At 39.1% G+C, this 21932-nt stretch carries 20 protein-coding genes; 7 read left to right on the top strand and 13 right to left on the bottom strand.

Annotated elements, in window-relative coordinates:
* Positions 1–44: 44 nt before the first annotated feature.
* The gene (locus tag PQ456_RS06265) at positions 45–2159 is read right to left on the bottom strand and encodes a methyl-accepting chemotaxis protein (RefSeq protein WP_273615361.1); all 2115 of its coding nucleotides are present in this window, start codon (positions 2157–2159) and stop codon (positions 45–47) included.
* Between the two features lie 319 nt (positions 2160–2478).
* Positions 2479–4593 carry a methyl-accepting chemotaxis protein gene (locus PQ456_RS06260; RefSeq protein ID WP_273615360.1) on the bottom strand — a complete coding sequence of 705 codons (2115 nt, stop codon included), beginning with the start codon at positions 4591–4593 and terminating at the stop codon, positions 2479–2481.
* Between the two features lie 429 nt (positions 4594–5022).
* Between PQ456_RS06260 and speD the strand changes: the two genes are divergently transcribed.
* Both speD and PQ456_RS06250 read left to right on the top strand, forming a co-directional pair.
* Positions 5023–5844, top strand: a complete 822-nt coding sequence (gene speD, locus PQ456_RS06255; RefSeq protein ID WP_273615359.1) for an adenosylmethionine decarboxylase — start codon at positions 5023–5025, stop codon at positions 5842–5844.
* A 5-nt stretch (positions 5845–5849) separates the two neighbouring features.
* On the top strand, positions 5850–6359 hold the full coding sequence (locus PQ456_RS06250; protein WP_273615358.1) for a DUF6985 domain-containing protein: 510 nt from the start codon (positions 5850–5852) through the stop codon (positions 6357–6359).
* 80 nt (positions 6360–6439) lie between these two features.
* On the opposite strand, the gene PQ456_RS06245 is transcribed toward PQ456_RS06250, so the two are convergent.
* The 4 genes from PQ456_RS06245 to PQ456_RS06230 are packed head-to-tail and all read right to left on the bottom strand — an operon-like array spanning position 6440 to position 9974.
* Positions 6440–7096, bottom strand: coding sequence for a cyclodeaminase/cyclohydrolase family protein (locus PQ456_RS06245; RefSeq protein ID WP_273615357.1), 657 nt, complete (start codon positions 7094–7096; stop codon positions 6440–6442).
* A 38-nt stretch (positions 7097–7134) separates the two neighbouring features.
* Entirely contained in the window at positions 7135–8007 is an 873-nt protein-coding gene (cysW, locus tag PQ456_RS06240; protein ID WP_273615356.1) for a sulfate ABC transporter permease subunit CysW, read from the bottom strand.
* 24 nt (positions 8008–8031) lie between these two features.
* Positions 8032–8898, bottom strand: coding sequence for a sulfate ABC transporter permease subunit CysT (gene cysT, locus PQ456_RS06235; RefSeq protein ID WP_273615355.1), 867 nt, complete (start codon positions 8896–8898; stop codon positions 8032–8034).
* Positions 8898–9974 (bottom strand): sulfate ABC transporter substrate-binding protein, encoded by a 1077-nt coding sequence (locus tag PQ456_RS06230; RefSeq protein WP_273615354.1) that lies wholly within the window; start codon positions 9972–9974, stop codon positions 8898–8900. Before PQ456_RS06230 ends, cysT begins: the two co-directional genes overlap by 1 nt.
* 321 nt (positions 9975–10295) lie before the next feature.
* On the opposite strand from PQ456_RS06230, the gene PQ456_RS06225 reads away from it, so the two are divergent.
* Together PQ456_RS06225 and PQ456_RS06220 are read left to right on the top strand one after the other, a co-directional pair.
* Positions 10296–11282 carry a Gfo/Idh/MocA family protein gene (locus tag PQ456_RS06225; RefSeq protein ID WP_273616258.1) on the top strand — a complete coding sequence of 329 codons (987 nt, stop codon included), beginning with the start codon at positions 10296–10298 and terminating at the stop codon, positions 11280–11282.
* A gap of 62 nt (positions 11283–11344) precedes the next feature.
* Complete coding sequence (locus tag PQ456_RS06220) at positions 11345–13441, top strand: YheC/YheD family protein (RefSeq protein ID WP_273615353.1); 2097 nt, start codon at positions 11345–11347, stop codon at positions 13439–13441.
* 111 nt (positions 13442–13552) lie between these two features.
* On the opposite strand, the gene PQ456_RS06215 is transcribed toward PQ456_RS06220, so the two are convergent.
* The 4 genes from PQ456_RS06215 to PQ456_RS06200 all read right to left on the bottom strand — a co-directional run bounded on the left by PQ456_RS06215 (position 13553) and on the right by PQ456_RS06200 (position 17600).
* Complete coding sequence (locus PQ456_RS06215) at positions 13553–15418, bottom strand: S-layer homology domain-containing protein (RefSeq protein ID WP_273615352.1); 1866 nt, start codon at positions 15416–15418, stop codon at positions 13553–13555.
* Positions 15419–15628: 210 nt separating this feature from the next.
* A complete protein-coding gene (locus PQ456_RS06210; RefSeq protein WP_273615351.1) occupies positions 15629–16357 on the bottom strand; it encodes an HAD family hydrolase in 729 nt (242 codons plus the stop codon).
* Positions 16354–16791, bottom strand: a complete 438-nt coding sequence (locus tag PQ456_RS06205; protein ID WP_273615350.1) for an HD domain-containing protein — start codon at positions 16789–16791, stop codon at positions 16354–16356. The genes PQ456_RS06210 and PQ456_RS06205 overlap by 4 nt, the downstream gene beginning before the upstream one ends.
* A gap of 101 nt (positions 16792–16892) precedes the next feature.
* On the bottom strand, positions 16893–17600 hold the full coding sequence (locus PQ456_RS06200) for a DUF4241 domain-containing protein (RefSeq protein ID WP_273615349.1): 708 nt from the start codon (positions 17598–17600) through the stop codon (positions 16893–16895).
* Positions 17601–17989: 389 nt separating this feature from the next.
* Between PQ456_RS06200 and PQ456_RS06195 the strand changes: the two genes are divergently transcribed.
* Both PQ456_RS06195 and PQ456_RS06190 read left to right on the top strand, forming a co-directional pair.
* On the top strand, positions 17990–18715 hold the full coding sequence (locus PQ456_RS06195; protein WP_273616257.1) for a threonine/serine exporter family protein: 726 nt from the start codon (positions 17990–17992) through the stop codon (positions 18713–18715).
* A gap of 29 nt (positions 18716–18744) precedes the next feature.
* Positions 18745–19167, top strand: a complete 423-nt coding sequence (locus PQ456_RS06190; RefSeq protein ID WP_273615348.1) for a threonine/serine exporter family protein — start codon at positions 18745–18747, stop codon at positions 19165–19167.
* A 65-nt stretch (positions 19168–19232) separates the two neighbouring features.
* Here PQ456_RS06190 and PQ456_RS06185 read toward each other — a convergent pair whose 3' ends face one another.
* Genes PQ456_RS06185 through PQ456_RS06175 form a run of 3 tightly spaced genes read right to left on the bottom strand, consistent with a single transcriptional unit; the run spans position 19233 to position 21107 of the window.
* The gene (locus PQ456_RS06185) at positions 19233–19604 is read right to left on the bottom strand and encodes a hypothetical protein (protein WP_273615347.1); all 372 of its coding nucleotides are present in this window, start codon (positions 19602–19604) and stop codon (positions 19233–19235) included.
* A gap of 24 nt (positions 19605–19628) precedes the next feature.
* Positions 19629–20129 (bottom strand): hypothetical protein, encoded by a 501-nt coding sequence (locus PQ456_RS06180; protein ID WP_273615346.1) that lies wholly within the window; start codon positions 20127–20129, stop codon positions 19629–19631.
* Positions 20130–20138: 9 nt separating this feature from the next.
* Positions 20139–21107, bottom strand: a complete 969-nt coding sequence (locus PQ456_RS06175) for a DUF4261 domain-containing protein (protein ID WP_273615345.1) — start codon at positions 21105–21107, stop codon at positions 20139–20141.
* A gap of 220 nt (positions 21108–21327) precedes the next feature.
* Between PQ456_RS06175 and PQ456_RS06170 the strand changes: the two genes are divergently transcribed.
* The gene (locus PQ456_RS06170; RefSeq protein WP_273615344.1) at positions 21328–21834 is read left to right on the top strand and encodes a DinB family protein; all 507 of its coding nucleotides are present in this window, start codon (positions 21328–21330) and stop codon (positions 21832–21834) included.
* Positions 21835–21932 lie beyond the last annotated feature (98 nt).

The raw sequence follows: 21932 nt of genomic DNA, 5'->3' as shown, positions 1-21932 counted from the left end.
AAACTACAGAGCAGACGACCTTTTTTTGTGGAATGATATCTATATTAATCGCGCAACTTGAATTTACTTAGATCTTCTTGCAGTTGGGTAGACATATCACTTAATGATTCTGCAGAAGCATTAATTTCTTCCATCGAAGCTAATTGTTGCTCGGTTGCCGCAGCCATTGTCTCTGCTTCGTCCGATGTACGCATTGACACTTCAGACACTTCTACAATAGAAGCTGTTACTTCTTCCATCCCTGCTGATATTTCTTCAGAGGTAGCTGATACTTCTTGAATCTGTGCACTCACTAACTGGGTAGCATTCAAAATTCCATTTAACGTCTGATGAGCATTCTGAATAGCTTCAATACCGCTCTCTGTTTCTGTCTGTGTCTGTTCCATCGATTGAACGGCTTGTTGAACCAACTGTTCGATATCAGCCACCAGACGGGAGATTAAGCCTACAGATGATTTGGTCTGCTCTGCTAACTTACCTACTTCTCCAGCTACCACAGCAAATCCACGTCCATGCTCTCCTGCACGAGCCGCTTCAATATTCGCATTTAATGATAACAATTGAGTCTGTGCGGCAATATTCATAATCACAGTGACAATCTGTCCAATTTCTTGCGAATGCTCTGCTAACACTTTGACGGTATCGCCGGATTGATGAACCGAATCACGAATACTTTCCATTTGATTGACAGCAGATACCAATTGCTGATCGCCAAATTGAGCACGTCCTGTCGCTTGAATCGAAGATTCAGCAACTTCTGATGCTGATTCAGCAATACGAGCGATACCAACCGACATTTCATTCATTGCATTAGCCGTTTCTTCAGTTGCTTTTTTCTGCGTATCGGTTCCTGAAGAAACCCCTTGAATCGCTTCTGCAATTTGTTGCATCGCTTGAGTCGATTCATTAGCGACATCTTTAAGTTGTATAGAAGCTGCGGATGATTGGGCGGCAATATCCTGATTACGGCGTAATAATAGATTCAATTCTTGAATGGTCTGATTAAAAGCATCTCCGACCTGACGAAGCTCATCTTGAGTAGTGAGATGAATATGCTGAGATAAATCGCCTGATGCCATCGCTGTCGCTCCATCACGCAAACGTTGTACAGCTTCACGAACACTACGGTAAAAAGCAAGATAAAATAAAGTCACTAATAGTAAAGCGAGTATAGTAATTCCGATAATAATGTTTCTGGATTCAGTTAAGCGATGAATTCGTTGTTGCAACAATTCATTCAGCTCATTAGATATACTAGTTGTAAATGTATGTGTAGCCTCTATAGTCTGAGTTGCGGCATCATAAAATGTTGATGGGGTTGTAGCAAACGTTTTATCTGTAATTAGATCATTATTTACAGTTGTAAGGAATTGATCTAATGTGGCAAGTGTTGTTTTCCCTTGTGCACCCAAAATACTTTCTAATTGACTGTTATTTTTATACGCTGTGTCTAGAGAATCCGCAATTCCGTCACGGAGAGATTGCATTTGACCTTTTTCTAGCAAAATATCAACCAATTCAGCTTCTGTTATTTTTTTCTTTTGTAGAATGTTCTGACCTTCTCCACGAAGTTGAGCATTTTTTTCCATAGTCTGAGTTAGTTGATTCACGAAAACATCCATTAAATAATAAGAATCAATTTCTGTATCTAATGACATGCCTGAATCGTCTGCTGTAATCAGTACAAAATTATTCATTTTATTAATAATAGCGGTATGGCGATCAAAGCTGTCTGCATTATTTAATGAGAATTGTTCTGTTTGTAGAGTTTTCCAATCTGCTTGGATCGATTGCCACTGCTTGCTAGAATCAGCAAATTCATTTTGAGCTACAACTTGATCAATCTTTTGGATTTGTGTATCGATTTCTTTTTCTGTAGTTTCGATATCTGGTTTGACGTTTGTTAATCCATTGGTATAACTGCTATATAGTGCGCGATGTTCTTGAACCGCTAGAAAAAGAGGAATAATACTATTTATAGAAGTGATTCCTTTTTGCTCTTGATGAGTAATATCAATTTTTTCTTGATGTGTGTTAAACCAAATGACAAATAGCATAATAATCGGAATACAGAACAAAAAACTAATCAGTATAAATTTTTGTGCGTAATTCAATCTAGATATTACTTTGGTAAAAGGCAACAGAATCTTAGTTGACATTGACATTTTCCACCTTTGTTCGACATTTTTTTCGTTGAATCCACTATTTTTATCGGACAGTTTACACTGTTAAGTAATAGAAAAAATAAAATGATGTTCTATTTTAGGTATCTCATGTCATTCATTATGATGTAATCTTTACTGCTTACGTGTATCTGTGCTGGTATTAATAAAAATGTCATTTTGCATTTTACAGTACCGTTAGTAATGATCTATATAACAAAAGATGTAATTTATAAGCTCAATTTGTAATTTCAAAAAAGGCTACCTACTCTGAATGTACAGCACAGATAACCTTTTTTGAGACATACTATCTATATTAATGACGCAATTTGAACTTGCTGAGATCCTCTTGCAATTGGGTAGACATACCACTTAATGATTCTGCGGAAGTATTGATTTCTTCCATAGAAGCTAATTGTTGTTCAGTTGCTGCTGCCATCGTCTCTGCTTCACTCGATGTTTTGGCAGATACATCTGCAACTTCAATCATAGAAGCTGTTACTTGCTCCATACCTGCTGATATTTCTTCAGAGGTAGCAGACACTTCTTGAATCTGAGCACTTACCACTTGAGTCGATGCCAAAATATCTTTTAACGTCTGATGTGCTTGTTGAACTGCTTGAATCCCTTGCATCGTTTCGTGATCTGTTAGTTGAATGGAAGCGACCGTTTGCGATACTAATTCAGTAATATCACGGACTAACATAGAAATCATTTCTACGGAAGACTTCGTTTGCTCTGCTAGTTTACCTACCTCTTCAGCTACTACGCTAAATCCTCGGCCATGTTCACCAGCGCGCGCGGCTTCAATATTTGCATTTAATGATAGCAATTGAGTCTGTGAAGCGATCCCCATAATGACAGTTACAATCTGTCCGATTTCGTTAGAATGTTCGGATAGTGTACGGACTTTGTGACCTGATCCATCTACTGACTGACGAATACTTTCCATTTGAGCTACAGCATCAACCAATTTTTGATCTCCAACATACACCAGTTCTGTTGCTTGGATAGACGACTCTGCTACGCCTGATGCTGCTTCAGCAATGCGCGTAATACCTATCGACATTTCGTTCATCGCATTCGCTGTTTCATTCATTGATTTCTTCTGTCCTTTGTTACCTTCAGAGACGCTTTGAATCGCATCAGCAATTTGCCCCATCGCTAATGTCGATTCAGTCGATACAATTTTCAAATGAGCAGAAGCTGTTGCAGATTGATCGGATACTTGTTGATTACGATGCAACAGCTCATTTAGAGACAACATCGTTTGGTTAAATGCATCTCCCACTTGTTTCAGTTCATCTCTAGTCTGAAGTACAATCGTTTGCGAGAGATCCCCTTGTGCCATAGCATCTGCACCGTTTTGTAAGCTTCTGACCGATTGCAATACATTGCGGTAAAAAGCGATATAAAATAGTGCCACAAGTATAAGGACGAATAAAGTAATTCCCAAAATCAGATTGCGCATATACGTTAATTCTTGTATACGTTTGGCAATGAGAACATCTAATTCATTAGCAATAGATTCTGAAAACTGTTGTAAAGACTGAATCGTTTGCGTACCTGCCGCAAAATAATCGTTAGAAGAACCTTTTAAGCTTTCATCATTAATAATTTGATTGGTGACGATATCTACAAATGCATTCATTTGACTGATATTTTCGTTTCCTTTTTCAGCAAATAATTGTTTTAACTGCGGGTTATTGTCATACGCTGTATTTAAAGAATTAGTGATATCTTCAATCGTTAATTTCATTTTGCCTGTATTTTCTGTGATTTTTACAACGGTATCATGATTATTCTGTTTGCTAATCAGTAGTGCTGTTCCTCTACCACGCATTTGTGCTACCATATCTGACGTTTGCGCTAATTGTTTGGTAAAAATACCAGCCAGTGAAGTGGAGTCAATATCACTATCTAGAGATAATCTCGATTCATTCGCACTTTTTGTAATAAAATTCATCATTTCTTGGATCAATTCACTGTGACGAGTAAAACTATCTTCTGCATTTAAAGAAGATTGTTCTTTTTGTAATGTACTCCAATCTGTTTGAATACCTTGCCAGATTGTAATCGACTGAGGTAGTTGTTGGGATTGGATAATAGGATCAATTTTTTTTATTTCTGCGCTAATATCTTGTTCAGTCTGACTCAATTGTGATTGAGCATTCGTATCTCCTGATACATAATTGCCATAAAAAGCACGATGATTCTGCATCAGTAAAATAAGCGGGAAAATACTATCAATATTAACTATTCCTTTTCGTTCTGAAGATGACATTTGAATTTTAGCTTGTTGATTCTCAAACCAAATACTGGTTAATAAGAGTAAAGGTAGCGCACATAATACACTAATTAATATAAACTTTTGTGCGTATTTGAGCTTAGATATAACAAACGTAAATGGGGATAGCAACTTCTCTATCACGACAATAACCGCCTTTTTTCGACATTTTGTAGTTCTTAATACTTATCGTCACTATCGTTATTTTATTTAATAGATAGTGCAAAATTTTTTTGTGGACTATAAAATAGCGTAAAACTCAATATCTTATCTACTCAAATGACCTAGCTGTTGAAGTTGATGTTTTACATTTATAGCTATGGATATTAGGCAAGGCATCTGTTAACATTGAATCGTATGTAACGACCATATTCAGCATTCGATTCGGCATTTTATCATGCTAATACGTACAGCTTAATAGCTGAATGTTTTTGAATAAGTCAATGGGGTATATGAATAGTATTTTCTATTACTAAGTGCTCGGCACTTTAAATATACAACTGTCCGATCCATACTATGTATTGAAGCAACACAACATGGATATCGATATCGACGACAATAGGGGGAATACAGATGGGATTGACACCGCAACAGCGCATTCAGCTTCATAATTTTAACAACTTAACAAAATCTTTGAGCTTCAATATGTACGATATTTGCTATACACGTACGAAAGAAGAGCGTGAAGCCTATCTTGCTTATATTGATGAACAATACAATGCAGATCGTCTAGGAAAAATCTTAACGAATGTATGTGATATTATTGGAGCTCATGTGCTGAATGTGGCGAAGCAAGATTATATTCCACAAGGAGCAAGTGTAACGATGTTGATCTCTGAAGGTCCGGTAGAGACAGCACCTAATGCTTCTTTTGAAGAATCACCTGGTCCATTGCCAGAGCATGTATTGATGCATCTGGATAAAAGTCATATTACCGTGCATACGTATCCTGAATACCATCCTGATGAAGGTATCAGTACATTCCGCGCGGATGTTGATGTGTCTACTTGTGGCGAAATCTCACCACTAAAAGCATTGAACTTCCTTATTCATTCATTTGATACGGATATTATGACAATGGATTATCGGGTACGTGGATTTACTCGTGATATTCAAGGACACAAGCTATTTATCGATCATGATATTAGCTCGATCCAGAACTATATTCCTTCTGAAATCAAAGACACTTACGATATGATCGATGTGAACGTGTATCAAGAAAATATTTTCCATACAAAATGTAAATTAAAAAAATTTGATCTGGATAATTATCTATTCGGGTATACCAAAGAAACATTGACCGAAGAAGATCAAGATCAGATTACACAACGTCTCAAAATGGAAATGGACGAAATCTATTACGCCAAAAATATGAATACAGATCGTTCGGTCTAGTCACTATGAGTGAAACTATTCTACGAAAAATAGACCGACGCAAAGAAGATTGGGGCGCAGAGTTCTATGCCCCTGTTTTTAATCAATATATGGGCGTCTATGTTGGTGATCCGGACATTTCTACAGAAGCGGTAGAAAAAGTAGTTCAAGCGTTTAATCAGTTGGATCAGGATACCCTTGCTAAATTATTTCAATTTTCATGGGATTACTGCAAAAGCTTCTGCGATTATGTAGGCGACCAAGAGTGTCCGTCTATTCAACAACCAGAAGAAATTTTACAGTATATCGAACCTATTGATATGATGATAGAGATGGATCCCGAACGAACCGAGACGATTATTCGTATAGAGCTAAATTGCGATTGGGAAGTAGAACATGGATTAGAATGGTTGATTCGAGATCAGCAAATTTTGTATGTAGGTAGTTGCGAAGTTCCTGATGCATGGAAAGAACTATCATACTATGAGAACTACAGTCTTAATTTCGCTTTTGGTAACAATTACGATAATCTTTAGCAAAAAAAGCTCCAAACCTATTCACTGTGCTTGATCGTGAATGGTTTGGAGCTTTTTATGTTGTACGATCATTTGAGCTTCTACGCATGATCACTAGCGATACGTTGTCGAACTTGTGTTAGACATTTTTGTTTTAATGTAGTTACTTTTTGCATAAAGCTATCTGCACGCTGTTGGTAATAATGATGTTGTTCTTCATCTTGAAGAGTCACCAGATTAATTTCTACGGTTAGCAGTAAAGATTGCGCCGAAGCTTCAAACAAAATAATACTGATACCGACATCCGACAAAACAGTTCGATTGCATATCTCAATCAACGGTGATGCGCTATACAGACCATAAAGACAACATTCCATTAACTGTAGCGGAATATCAATCGACTGTAATTTCATCGTCTGTAGCGTTTGCTTGCGTTCCTGCTTTTCTTTGTCAGTATGATGTGGCAGACGTAAAGCTTCAATATATTGTCCAAATGATTCCATATCTTTATTCATCAAATGCTCACAAGCACTTCTGATCTTATCCATATCTTGTAGTGCTTGATTCACTTCTACTTGCACTTCTTCATATCCTTCGCCTTGCGAAAAGTGGGCGGTCATCGAAGTCATCGCTGCACCGAGCGCTGCAACAATTGCAGACACACTACCTCCACCCGGTGTCGGTTCTGCTTCTCCTAACTGCTTCATCACTTCACGCAAAGATTGATCCCAAGACACTGTATTGACTTCTTTATTCACCTGTACGCCCTCCTGATAAAATCATCTTATGATGTATTTTACCCTGTTTGGCGACGATTCATTTGCCATTCCAAAAAAGCTTTGGTCAATAACGTCAATACCGCTAGAAATACCAGTAACGACGACACTGCAAATGAAGCGGAAAATTGATATTCATTATACAAAATTTCGATATGCAGTGGTAATGTATTGGTTTCTCCGCGAATATGACCGGATACCACCGATACAGCTCCAAATTCGCCCATAGCGCGTGCATTACACAAAATAATGCCGTACAGTAAGCCCCATTTAATATTGGGCACAGTCACCCGCCAGAAGATTTGCCAGCCTTTCGCTCCAAGACTTGCTGCCGCTTCTTCTTCCTGTACCCCTTGTGCTTGCATGAGTGGAATTAATTCACGCGCTACAAAAGGAACAGTGACAAAAACAGTTGCTAATACAATCCCCGGCAAAGCAAACACAATCTGAATATTATGCTCATCTAACCATGGTCCAAGATATCCTTGAGCACCAAATAACAAAATATAAACCAACCCTGCAATAACAGGCGATACAGCAAAAGGTAAATCAATCAACGTAATCAGCGCATTTTTACCACGAAAACGAAATTTACTAATCGTCCATGCCGCCGCTATACCAAATATCGTATTCAGCGGTACAGCAATCAAAGCGACGACTAATGTTAAGCGTAGTGCTGACAAAGCATCTGAATCTGTAATAGAAGCTTCGTATACACTCCAACCTTTTTTGAAAGCTTCGATAAAAATACAGACTAAAGGCAACACCACCATTAATCCTAGAAATAACAGGGCAATACTAATCAATGTCCAGCGTACAATGCCTGATTCATTGATATGCCGGGGACGATCCGCAGATGTATGCGAAAGATGTGCAGTAACAGCACCAGCCATATGTCGATCTCCTTTCTTGGCAATCTATCCGCCTTCAATCGTGCGGCGATTTAACCGCCATTGCATAAAATTAATCAGCAATAACAACAAAAACGAAATAATTAACATTACCAATGCAATCGCTGTAGCTCCTGCATAATCATACTGTTCTAATTTGGTCATAATTAGCAGTGGCGCAATCTCTGTTTTGAGTGGCATATTACCTGAAATAAATACAACAGATCCGTATTCCCCTATACCACGAGCAAATGCCAGTGCAAAGCCTGTCAATAAAGCAGGCATTAATTGTGGCAATACCACTCGATAAAAAGTTCGCCAGCGATAAGCACCTAACATCACTGCGGCTTCTTCTGTTTCTTGATTCAAGTCTTGCAATACTGGCTGAACCGTACGGACGACAAAAGGAATACCGATAAAGATCAGCGCAATCGTGATACCCAGAGGGGTATAAGCAATTTTCCAACCGAGCGGGGTAAATAAATGCCCTATCCACCCATTCGGTGCATAAATTGTTGTTAATGCGATCCCTGCTACAGCTGTTGGCAAAGCAAACGGCAAATCGATTAAGCTATCGATCACCTTTTTACCTGGAAAACGATAACGCACCAGCACCCATGATAACAGTAGCCCGAATATCAGATTAATGGCTGCCGCGCAAAAAGCAGTGCCAAAACTAATTCGATACGATGCCAATACACGCGGATCAAGAATGGTATGCCAGAACTGTACCCAACTGAGTTCGGTCGTTTTGATAAAAATACTTGCCAATGGAATCAAAACAATTAGACTTAAATAAGCAATCGTGAACCCCATCGACAATCCGAACCCCGGCAAAATAGTACGTGCTTTGGATGGACGAAGCTTGGTGGTACGAACAGGTTGAGTACTCATTAAGAACCCGGTGTATAAATCTGATCAAATAATCCACCATCACTGAAATGCTTCTGCTGTGCTTCTCTCCATCCTCCGAAATCTTTATCTATCGTCAATAACTTCATTTCTTTAAATGTATCTTTGTATTTAGCGGCGATCTTTTCATTGATCGGACGGTAGTAATTTTTGGCGGCAATCTCTTGTCCTTCATCCGAATAGAGATACTCCAGATATGCTTTGGCAACATCCTGTGTACCATGTTGCTCGGCTACTTTGTCTACAACAGCAACCGGCGGCTCTGCTAAAATACTGATCGATGGATAGACAATTTCAAATTGATCAGGCCCTAACTCATTAATAGATAGAAAAGCTTCATTTTCCCAGGCTAACAATACATCGCCTAATCCTTTTTCTACAAAAGTAGTCGTAGCTCCTCTGGCTCCAGTATCGAGAACAGGGACATGTTTGAATAATTGGGCAAGATAAGCTTTTGCTTGTTCTTCATCATTGTTGTTTTGTTGTAGGGCATAACCATAAGCGGCAAGATAATTCCAGCGTGCTCCACCGGATGTTTTGGGATTGGGTGTAATGACCTGTACATCGTCTTTGATCAGATCATTCCAGTCTTTAATATTTTTGGGGTTGCCTTTGCGTACAAGAAATACAATCGTGGATGTATACGGAGAACTATTATGTTCAAATTTGGACTGCCAATCTTCAGCAAGCAATCCTTTGTCTGCAATCGCATCAATATCATAACCGAGTGCTAAAGTAACCACATCTGCTTTGAGACCATCAATAACAGAACGTGCTTGCTTACCAGAACCACCATGAGATTGTTTGATCGTAACGTCTTGACCGGACTTCTCTTTCCAATATTTTTGAAAAGCAGTATTGTATTCTTCATACAATTCACGTGTCGGATCATACGATACATTCAGTAGCTCTACCGCATCTTTACTGGAACCTGCATTTCCTTCAGCGTTGTTAGTAGCATTACTATTTCCCCCGCAAGCACTCAACACAAGTACTAAACTTAACAAAACACTAAATACAGACCCTAATTTGTAGCTTCCCTTTTGATTGTCTCTCAATCTCAACACCCCATCATTTCGATTTTTCTACTTAAATTTAATAATTCCTACCTGTTTACTTTGTTATGTAGAAACTTTATCAAGCTTTGTATCGACAATCAATATAACTTTTTATATTTTTGGGTAAAACTGGATAGAAGTTTGTAGCATTTCAAGCGTTCAGATAAAGAACATCTATATCATCTCCAAAATGAATCTTTTTTCTTTTACAAACATGCTTTGTCATATCAAGGGTGACTCGGGTATAATATTGTATATTGAATACATGTATCCGTACATATTTCGGGGTACCCATATATGACGAATAGAGAGGACGATTCCATGATCCGGTTTGGTATTATAGGCACTAATTTTATAACAGAGCGATTTATTGATGCTGCGCAACGGAATGATGATTTGCAGATTACTTCACTGTACTCACGCACACTTGAACGTGCACAACAATTTGGTGGCAAACACAATATTCCACATGTGTTTACAGATATTGCAGAAATGCTAGAAAGCGGGCAAGTAGACGCTGTCTATATTGCTAGCCCTAACTCTTTTCATGCAGAGCAAGCGATTCTATGTATGAATCATGGTAAGCATGTATTATGTGAAAAACCACTGGCTTCTAACGTAACCGAAGTTCGCGCTATGATCGAAGCCGCTAAGCAAAACAACGTTACTTTGATGGAAGCGATGAAATCAACGATGATGCCGAATCATATTGCGATTCATGATAATTTGTATCGGATCGGACAAGTACGTCGTTATTTTGCAAATTACGGGCAATATTCTTCTCGTTATGATGCTTACAAAGAAGGCAATATCCAAAATGCATTTAAGCCTGAATTCTCCAATGGCGCTTTAATGGATCTCGGCGTTTATTGTCTGTATCCGCTTGCAGTAATGTTCGGTCGCCCGAATGAAGTGAAAGCGACAGGGGTAATGTTAGAATCCGGTGTCGATGGTGAAGGTAGTATTATTTTGTCTTATGACGAAATGGATGCTGTCGTAATGTATTCCAAAATCACAGACTCTTCACTTCCTTCTGAAATTCAAGGTGAGTTAGGCAGCGTACGTATTGACAAAATCAGTGAACCTCAACAAATTACGATTACGTATCGTGGCGGATATGAAGAAGAGATTAATGTGAGTCAATCCGAACCACCGATGTATTACGAGATTCGTGAGTTTTTGAATTTGATTATCGAAGGTAGACAACAATCGTCTATCAATTCATGGGAACATTCGTTGATTACATTTGAAATTATGGATGAAGCCCGCCGTCAATTAGGTCTGGTCTTCCCTGCTGATTCTAACTAATCACAGACTAGCAACAGAATAAGCGCTTACGCTTTTCTGGATAAAAGGAGTGTCTATCACCTTTGAGTATTGGTATATATCATGCTACTCATCCTTTGCAGTTGCTTCCTTCTGCACGTATAGAGGCTATGGTGGATGCGGCAGTAGAGCTTCAAGTGCAGATTCTTTTTTTCGATGAAAAAGGGCTTGATCTCAAAAACAAACAGGTTACTGCTTCGGTTCCAGACCCTGATCAACCAGGGCAATGGATTATTCAGACACTTCCTTTACCAGATATCGTGATCAACGAAATGGGCAAGCTACCTAAAGAGCGATCTTCGGTAGAACAAAAGTTAAATCGGATGGTCACGTTCACATCACATCCGATTCATGGCAAATTGCGTATTCAACAATATTTGAGTCAATCGGAATCTCTAGCTCAACTGGTTATTCCTACACAACCCTGTCGTAATATTCACAGTCTACAAGATTACTTATCACATTATCGTCATGTGATTGTTAAGCCAGATCGTGGACGACAAGGTCAAGGGATTGTAAGTATACGTATGACCGGACAAGAAGAATTTCTATGGCAGACAGCCACAACTGAACAGATTATGACATCTGCTGGATTAGAGAAGTCATTGATGGCGCTGATTGAACATCAAGATTATCTAGTACAACCGTATATTCATTGTCAGACTACAGATCATCGTCCATTCGATTTTCGTATTCATATGCAACGTAATCATCAAGGAACTTTTCAGATCACAAAAATCTATCCACGGATCGGTGAAGCGCATACTGTTGTAAGTAATTACAGTCAGGGTGGAACTACAGCGTTGTGGACATCATGGTTACAAGCACAATTTCCACAGACCGCAGATTATTGGATCGATACTTTACCTGAGATTGGATTGCAATTAGCAGAGTATATTGATGCGATGTATGATTATCCTTTGGATGAGTTAGGAATAGATGTAGCGATTGACCATGAAGAAAAGTTATGGTTCTATGAAGCGAATACAGCTCCACAGACACGTGATCATGAGTATGAACGTGCTATGCATACGATCGGTTATGCTCATTATTTAGATCAGCGTTATCATATATTGGAGCAATTGCCTTCATTACCTGATGATCAGATTATGATTGGACTGTTAGCCGAACATCATGGCAATGATAGTGATGAGAATTTTATCGAAGCTTGCGCTGCTGTTGCTGCTGTTAATGGAGCAAGATTAGTACGTATCTATGCTGATGATATCTTTTTTTGGCAACAACGACTGTTAGGTTATGTATGGGAGCAAGGCGGATTTGTTCCTTATGCTTGTCGTTATCCTGATGTAGTATTTGATCGATTGAAAAAAAGAGGAATTGCTGCTTATTCTCGCATGTATGATGCGCTGGCTTCGATTCCTGCTACTCATGAATTGAAAAGCGGTTCGATGAGTAAAGTGCATATATATCGTCTACTAGCAGATGCTTCTGAGATCGTATCGGCATCGGTGATTCCTTTTCACGATATGCAACAATCTGATCAAGTGGTGGAATTTATGGAGCAGTATGAAAATACCGTTCTCAAACCTGATACTGGCTCACACGGGCAAAATATATTTAATATTCAGCAACGGGAGTCAGATTATGAAGTGTATGATCAATCGTATCTGCATTACCTAGATGCTAATCAATTGGATCATTTTGTCCGTATGTCATTAGGTAAAGGTTATATTTTTCAACAGTTTGTAGATAGTTCTACTACAGAAGGTCATCCTTTTCATTTACGCACCCATGTGATGAAAGTTGGCGAAGGACAATGGAAAGTTGCTTTTGTACAACCTTTTGTTGCCGTATCCACGTATCGCAAAGTGACTAATCATGCTCAAACGTTACGGTTATCTACCAAATGGGACTGGTTTCTAAATATGGAATACGGCGAAGCGCCAGGACAACAAATGGATCGTCGTGTTCGTCAATTAGCGATTGAGACAGCAACTCATCTTGAGAAACGTCTGGGACGTAACTTCCCTGAAGTGGCGATTGATCTGGGTGTCGATAAGCAGCGTAATATTTGGATATTTGAAGCGAATTTTAACCGGATTGGCAATTCATTTCATGCTTTTGAAGCTGCTAAATATGCAGTTCCTTATGCGATCTCTTTGTATAAGCCTTTATCTTAATCAGAAAGTAATCTGTTATGCTTATATACAAAATAAAACCGGAATATCCTGCTGGTATAGATCAGCAGTGAATATTCCGGTTTTTTGTTGCTTTCTATGCACTTACGATTATTAATTAAGAAGCCCTGAATCTTGTAGCCATTTCACCAGCATAGTCGCTCCTTCAGACTGGGTCGTAGTTGGAGAAGCTGTTAATGCGGATCCTTTAGCAGATTCTACACCTGTATTATTCCCTGAAGAGATCGCTTGATCTAATTCTGCTTTTGCCCATTGGCTGGATGAATTATTACTAGCATTTTCCATATTGTTAGCGTTACTGCTTTGATCCAATCCATAAGCAGAAGCGGCTCGTGTTAAAATAACAGCCAGTTGCTCTTTACTAATCGTACGGTTCGGAGCAAATTGAGTAGCTGATATTCCGCGTAATACACCCGCATGATAAAGTGCTTGAATTGCTTTGGCTTCCGATGATGATGGGTCAATATCAGTGAATGTTGAAGCTGGAGCACTATTCACATTTATACCGAGTGCATTGACCAGATAGGAAGCCAATTGTCCGCGTGTTAACAATCCATCATTAGCCACAGTAGCTTGATTGCTAACCGGAATAATTTGTTTATCGACTAATTTTTTCAATTCTGGTGAAGCATTGGTCACATTGTTGGAAGGATTGACTTTGACAATAGTAAATGTCCCATTTTCCAGACTATGAATACTCGCTTGACCTTGATTATCAAATACCACAGGAACTACATGCGTACTTCCATCGCTATCGGTAGATAATGCAATATATTGATCATTGCTAGCAGCATTTTCAGGAGCAGCTACACTTAATTGTACATAACGATTGTTGTAATTATTAAGTGTATTGACTGTACCGTCATTATCGATTTGAACACTGACTTGATATGTTCCACCTGCTGTAGTGACCGGATTGCCTGCCCAGTTACTGAACGACGCAGGTGATACTTTTTCAGCTTTGATCGTCCAATTCGCTGTAGTGTTATTGCTCAGATTGAGATTGCGATTAACATTGGTAAATGCAGATGCTGGCACATAGATGCGAACATCCCCTGTTTGAATCGCTAATCCATTTTGCTTGGCCACTAATGATTGCACCACATTACCTGCAAAATTGAATTGATATTGTTGCTTACCTGTAATCGCATTAGCAGCAATCGTAATCGTTTCTTTCGGCGCGGCGACTTCGGTAGCTGCATGAACACGATCGTAGATCAGATCCAGTACAGCACTATTATCGTCCGACTTGGATAAGGTTGCTGCACCTTTGGTGCGTTCACTATTACTACCTGTTGCTGTTCCATTGGTATCTTTTGTTGAATGTACTGCATCAATAGTTACCGGTTGCGCCACCACAGGTGTAGGTGTAGAAGGCGTAGTTGGTGCTGGTGTTGTCGGTGTATTTGATGAAGGATCTTTATCTTCTTTGTCTTTTTTCACTTCGATTGTTACTGTAGCGACTTCTGATTGATTGTTTTGTGGATCAGTAACGTTATACGTAAAAGTATATGTTCCGACAACTGTTCCAGAATATTCAAATGTACCTGTAGATGTATTGGTTAATACGACTTTCCCTTGTTGTGGTTGAGTCAGTAAATGATATGTTAGATTGTCGTTAGTTTCTTCATCTGTAGCTTGTAACTGACTGCTAAATACTGTTGATTTTTTGATGATAAAGCTTAAACTTTTCGCGATTGGAGCTGCTCCACTTTCTCCATGTGTCAAAGAAGAAGAGCTACCAAAGAAGTTTTGCTCAAAATAAAGCATTGAATTACCATTATATACCGTAGGTTGGTCTGAAGAAGTCTGATATGAACTGGAAGAAGTAGAAGGCGATGATAGACTTTGTGCTCCTGTGACAGTGGGTGCTGCGACTAATCCAGTCGCCAGAATAGAAGTACCTGCGATTTGCATAACCTTTTTGACTGTAGAATTCTCTTTGTTTGTATTTTTCATACTTAATGATCCGCCTTCTCCCTAATGAATATAACCTAACGGTTTAAAACACTTAACTTATTAATATATTGTATTTTTATCGGGATTTTATACGTTTTTTTGAATAGAATTTTAGCGAATATTGTTAAAATATAAAGAAAAAGCAAAGACACTATCTATGTCTTTGCTTTTTCTTTATATTTTCTTATTCTAAATTGTAATAATATGATATTAAGATAGTTGTGTAGCGATCATCGCTAGTAGCTGAGTGCGAATCTCTGTATAATTGACAGCTTCTGTATCTGGCTGATGATCCGATTCACGAATTGCATGACGAGCATTGAACCAAATCATATGCCAGTGAGCACTAACGGCCCCCACTACATCATTACGCCAGGAATCACCAATAAAGTAGCTATATTCCGGCACTGTATCTGTCTGTCGATTGACATAAGCAAATATAGCAGGATCAGGCTTTTCCAAACCAATCTCCCCTGAAATAAATATTCGATCACGCGCAAATACTTGATCCATATGTAATGCGCAAATCTTTTTCCATTGATGTTCAGCAGGCCCATTGGTTAATAAGCCCACCGTGTAGCCTTGATCCATCAATTCATGAATCAATTCGACTACCCCATCATACGGACGAATATCATACTGGCATCCTAAATAAATCTCCTGCATCTGCTTGGCTTGTTGCTCATTGATCTCAATCTCAAATTCCTTCAAAGTCAAAATGAAGCGCTGGTAACGCATTTCTTCTAACGAAAGAGCATGAGGATTCTGAGGCGATACTAACACTTCACTATAATAACGAAAACGTTGATATACATCGCCATACGATAATGACTCCTGTTGGTCTGGAATCACTGTTTGCAATGCTTCAAAGAGCGGTTGCAAATGATCGTATAACGTGTCATCAACGTCAAAAAAGATACCTATTTGTTGTGGATTCAATGGGTCGGATTCTCCTCGGTCATTAATTCATCCAGCGCTTTACCATATTTACTGATACGTTCCATATCTTTGTCTGTTGAGCTCAAAATACGTGACGGGTCCATATTATCTTCAATATCGGCAATTTTGACTGGACGAGCTAATGAATTTTTTTTAGCACGTTTTACAAATTCATGATAATCTTCATCTTCACTACGACTTAATGCTTGAACAGCTTCTACAATTTCATTAGAAAACCCTTCAGCAGATAAATCATGAGCTGTTACATCGGTGTCTTCCAACACATCATGCAAAACAGCAATAATTCGTTCTTCTTCAGTCGTCATTTTTAACATCACGCGCAATGGATGTAAAATGTAAGGTAAGCCTGATTTGTCTGTTTGCCCTGAATGCGCACGGGTCGCTAAAATAATAGCACGATCTAAATTACTCATCTTATTCACATCCTTTGGTTAGAGTGATTATGTTGATACACATGTTATTTATTACACACGTATAGCCGGATGAATCACTTCACCCGGCTGAACGTTATCAATTAATCAGGATATACATTAAAATCAGTTAACAATTGTACACATTGACCATCGCTATCATAACCGATATAACTATGGTAAATACCGTTACCAAAACCGCTAGAAAACAGTGCAATATTATGCCCGTTATCCAGTTCTTGCACCAGCCAGCTTCGTGTATGAAGATAGGACTCTTCTGCTGCTAATTCCCATGCTTCCATTAATTCTTGAGCCACTTCAGGATTTTCTTGTTCTTGTTGAAAAGAAAGCCATGCATATGCTTCGGCATCTAGAAAACTACCTGTGCCAGAATCCACTGCATACCCCCAACGTTCATGTTCATCCATTTGATATAAGCTAGCATCTGGCTGAACTTCACGCTCTGCACCTACCCATCTAGCCACAGGAGCTTGACTAAACGTAATGCGTGCAAAAGCAATCCGTTCATCTACATGATCTTTATGCCGATCGGTTGGATCGGTAATACGAGCAATAGATAATTCTATTGGAAAAGAACCTGTGGGGAAAGTCTGTACAAAAGGTGTAGATTCGATCAAGCTGTATGGATCATCGGCTACAATTTTGCCGGTTATCACACGCAGTTCCCCGATAGACTTGGTATAAAAAGCAAGATTACGTCTCTGGCCTCTCCATAATTTAACTTGTTCTAAGGCAAATCCGTCTTTAAAAACTTCTTCGAGCACCTTACTTTCTTTAAGAACCTCGCCCATCTTCTTTTCCTCCAATCAGATGTAGATTATTTCCCATTATACTCCTATTTAAAGAATACGGTACATGTTATGATCAAAAAGTTTTGAATTTTCACTTAAAATTTTTGGATATTGAGTGCAATATCTGCATTACTCGCATAAACCTCACATTTACCATTGAATGATGGCGTAGAATCAAGCATAATATGATACGATGCTGTAACAAGAGTTCATTTAGAAAATATTGCTTTACCGCGCTTATAGTTCCAAGCGCTGGATGTAAGATATTTTGCTTTGCAAAAATCGCTTTTGATTTGAATAGAAGAATTCGCGCTTATAGTGCCAAGCGCTTAGAACGGAGAATAGCTTTGGATCAACCATCAACGATCAGTCGGGCGATTTTTGAAATTATGGATACTTGTCTGCTGGCCGGTAAAATTATGTTGCAAAGTGGTGCAGAGACTTATCGGGTAGAGGATACGATGATTCGTATTGCAGAGACGCTCGGTATTCCCGGGTCCCACAGTTATGTAACCCCTACAGTGATTATGTTTTCTACCAATGGAACAGATCCTGCTAAATTGATACGTATTGCAGAACGGACAACCGATTTACACAAAATTGCTCAAGTGAATCTGGTGTCACGCCGTATCAGTAGCGGGGAATTGAATGTCAATGAAGCGTATGAGTTATTAAAAGTGATTGAAGCTGCACCAAGTGAATACAGTGTTCGTTTGCGAATTATTGCAGCAGCGATTGCTAGTGGATGTTTTAGCATTATGTTTCAAGGAAGTTGGAGCGACTTTTTGCCTGCTATTGTAGCAGGTGGGGTAGGTTATGCGGCTTCACTTTATTTACACCGCTGGGTACAAGTAAAGTTTTTCGCTGAATTGTCTGCGGCATTTCTGATCGGATTATTAGCGGCTATATTTATTAATTTGGGCTGGGGCGATCAACTGGATAAAATTATTATCGGTTCTATTATGCCACTTGTTCCCGGGTTACTTATCACCAATGCGATTCGTGATCTGATGGCAGGTCATTTGGTATCCGGTATTTCCAAAGGAGCCGATGCGCTTTTAACCGCTTTTGCGACCGGATCAGGAGTAGCGATTGTGTTAACATTTATCTATTGAATTTAGAATGAGAGAAGGTTATATGCATTATGCTGGCGCAATTAATTACCAGCTTTATTGCTTCGGCAGGGTTTGGTATTATTTTCAATGCTCCGCGAGCTTCTTTACTACAATGTGGCATCTCAGGAATGTTAGGCTGGATGGTGTATATATTGCTGTATGAAACATTGACTCCTGTCTCCGCTTCTCTGATCGCAACTGTTATTGTTGGTGGAGTCAGTCAGATTTTTGCTCGTATGTACAAAACACCGGTGATTATCTTTAGTGTAGCCGGTATTATTCCACTTGTTCCTGGAGGACTTGCTTACAACGCTATGCGCAAATTTGTTGAAAACAATTATGCTGTAGCTATGGAATTAGCTGCTCAAGCCGCTATGATATCCGGCGCTATTGCTCTTGGTCTAGTGTTATCCGAAGTTCTGAATCAAATGATACGCCGCGTGATCAAATAGATCCCGGCGTATTTTTTATATTTTATCTCGGCTGTAATGCTATTAACAGGATATTCTATTTATGATTATACGGGCAACCGTTCTGCGCTATAATCTTCAATCAAGCGATCAATAAACTGATCTTCCACTTCTAATATGGAAGCAGTACAAATCATATCGATATCATCGCTTATATACGCCGCTAGATCCGAATCTCCGCCACCTTGCATCACCTGTGTAAAAGCTAAGCGGCTCCATTCAGTAATCTGTGCTTGCTCTGCTTCGGTAAGACGATCTCGCTCTAATTTCTGATAAGCACCGATCCACTCGGTATCAAAATCAGCACGATCTCGATACGCTAGATACGATGCACTGTCTAGTTCTTTGAGCAAAGAAGCAGGCAGTAATGATCCTTGCTGTAATTTTATTTTCAAAGCTTCGATCGATTGCTTATCCATGCGCAACCTCCTTGAATTTTATCACTAGACAATCGTACCTTGTTCTAACCGAATCCATAGATTCACATGATCAAATCCAGCAACGACTGCTTTTAACAAATGCCCCGGATATAAGCTTTCGGCAGGAATCCCTTTTACACAGTCGCCTACATTAATCACCCCTAGCGCATCATTCGGTAGACTCAAAATAATGCCTTGCGGATAAATAACTTCAACGATGCCTTTAACATGATCACCTACTTTAAATGTTTGTTGCGTCTTTTCCCAATCTTTCATATAAGGCTTCATTGCTTCTTGCCATACTTTTTCAAATTCTTCAGCTGAAATATCTTCCCGAATCGCTTGATTCATATCTTGATCAAACTGTTGATCATATAGACAAAAATGTAGCTCTTCATCACGTTGACTGGATACGATCCACCGTTCTTCATCTTCGATCACTTCACGCAATACCGTCTGTTCTTCATTAATTTCAAAATAATAATTCTCATCATTCTCTTCATAGCTCAAACGGTAATATTCCATAACCTTGATCTACTCCTGACTTTGGGAACGACTAGATTCCTGTACTCCTGCATAATAAAGATTACCCGGATTAAGATCGATCACTACTCTACGAGGGGCAATCAATGAAAATTGATGCTCACACGTCCAGCGCTGTTCTTCATCTTGTCCAATCGTTTCTCCATCGGTAATAATATCGCCTTGCTCATATAGATAGTGCGCAATATCCATCAAGAAACCAGCCACTTCATTCGGATTCATATCGTAAAAGTGACACTGCACATCCGGCACACCGAGCGCAGCTAACCCACAACTATCCATAACCATCTCTTGACGTTGTTGCTCGGATTGAATATTGTACAATCGAATATTTAGCGCGCCATACAGATCTTGTTCTTCTTGTAGAGCAGCTAAAAAAGCTTCCGGTTGAATCATTTTATCACTGCTACGCCAGTAAATTGCATCACATGGAGCAACTTCAAGTATAGCACGCAACACTTGATTAAAAAGTTGTAGACGCTGTTGATGAGGTAGCCCGCGTGCCATCATATCGGTCAACATCAATTCATATTGGCATTGCTCAACCACTGCCGAAGCTTCTTGCCAGTGCCATGATTGCTGTAGAGCAGTCGCATATGATTCCACTTGAATTGGCGTTTCTGAAGGCATAAGCACCGTTTGTACAGGCAAGTCTCCATCTTCATAATTGATGATATGATTAAGATGGAAAAAATGGTAATAATCTTTCGGGTCTACTTCTGTCTCTACATCATCAGTAGGGTTAGCTTCCCATACAGCCAGTGATTCTTGTTCGGTTCCTTCATCGTCTACAATGGTATGAAGAGGCCCTGTATATTCCTGTACTTTGGCATACAGTATATCTCGATCTATAGTGGGTGGTGTACGATATAGCAATTGTGCAGAGTATATATTAAAAAATCCAAAATCCTCATCAGCTTGTTCATTTTGCTCATTATGATCGTGTTCATTCATACTCATAACATATCTTTCCCCTTTCGCTCAATGGCTCGCTTAAGTAGTATTAACCTTTTTTTATGTAGTCGGCGCATTATTCTATGATTTACTGGTAACAGACGTTCGTCTTTTATCATACAATTCCTATGTGTTAACGTAAACCTATGATTTGGTCAGATTGGATTGTAAAGGGTGAAGTATGTTTAAATAGACTTATAGGCTAACAGCCAAGGAGGTCATGAATATGATTCATCCCAATACGATTAAAGTACGTGAAGATATTTGGAATTTTGCAAATGCTATTGATGAAAATGTAATGAATGAACATAGTCAGCCTAATAAGTGGACGATAGCACAGGTGTTAGAACATTTGTATCTGATGGAAACGGCAATTACAGCAAGATTACGAATGAAAGTAGCGGAACACAACCCAGCTCCTTCTTCTATGCCGTCAACTCCATTTCATCTTACTTTGGATCGCAATCGTCATACGCCTGCACCTGCTGCTCTAGTACCTGCTGATAAGCACTGTACACTGATTGAATTGCAGACAAGACTGATACGTTCACGCGAACTGTTTGTTGAATTGATCGAAAGTATAGATCCAGTGATGCTGGAAAATCGTACGATGGATCACCCTATATTCGGCCCACTTACTTTACAAGAATGGACTGAATTTATTGGACTTCACGAACAGCGTCATTTAGAGCAAATGAAAGAAATCGAAGCAGAATTATCACAATATCATTAATAGGTATATCCTTTATCTTAAAGATCACATAGATAATCCTTGATATGAGCAATGATCCAGAAGTAATCCTGCTTTCTAACAAGCCTTCTCTTCTATAA

Source organism: Paenibacillus kyungheensis (assembly GCF_028606985.1).
Classification (GTDB): Bacteria; Bacillota; Bacilli; order Paenibacillales; family Paenibacillaceae; genus Saccharibacillus; species Saccharibacillus kyungheensis.
This window is presented reverse-complemented; position numbering and strand designations above follow the sequence as displayed.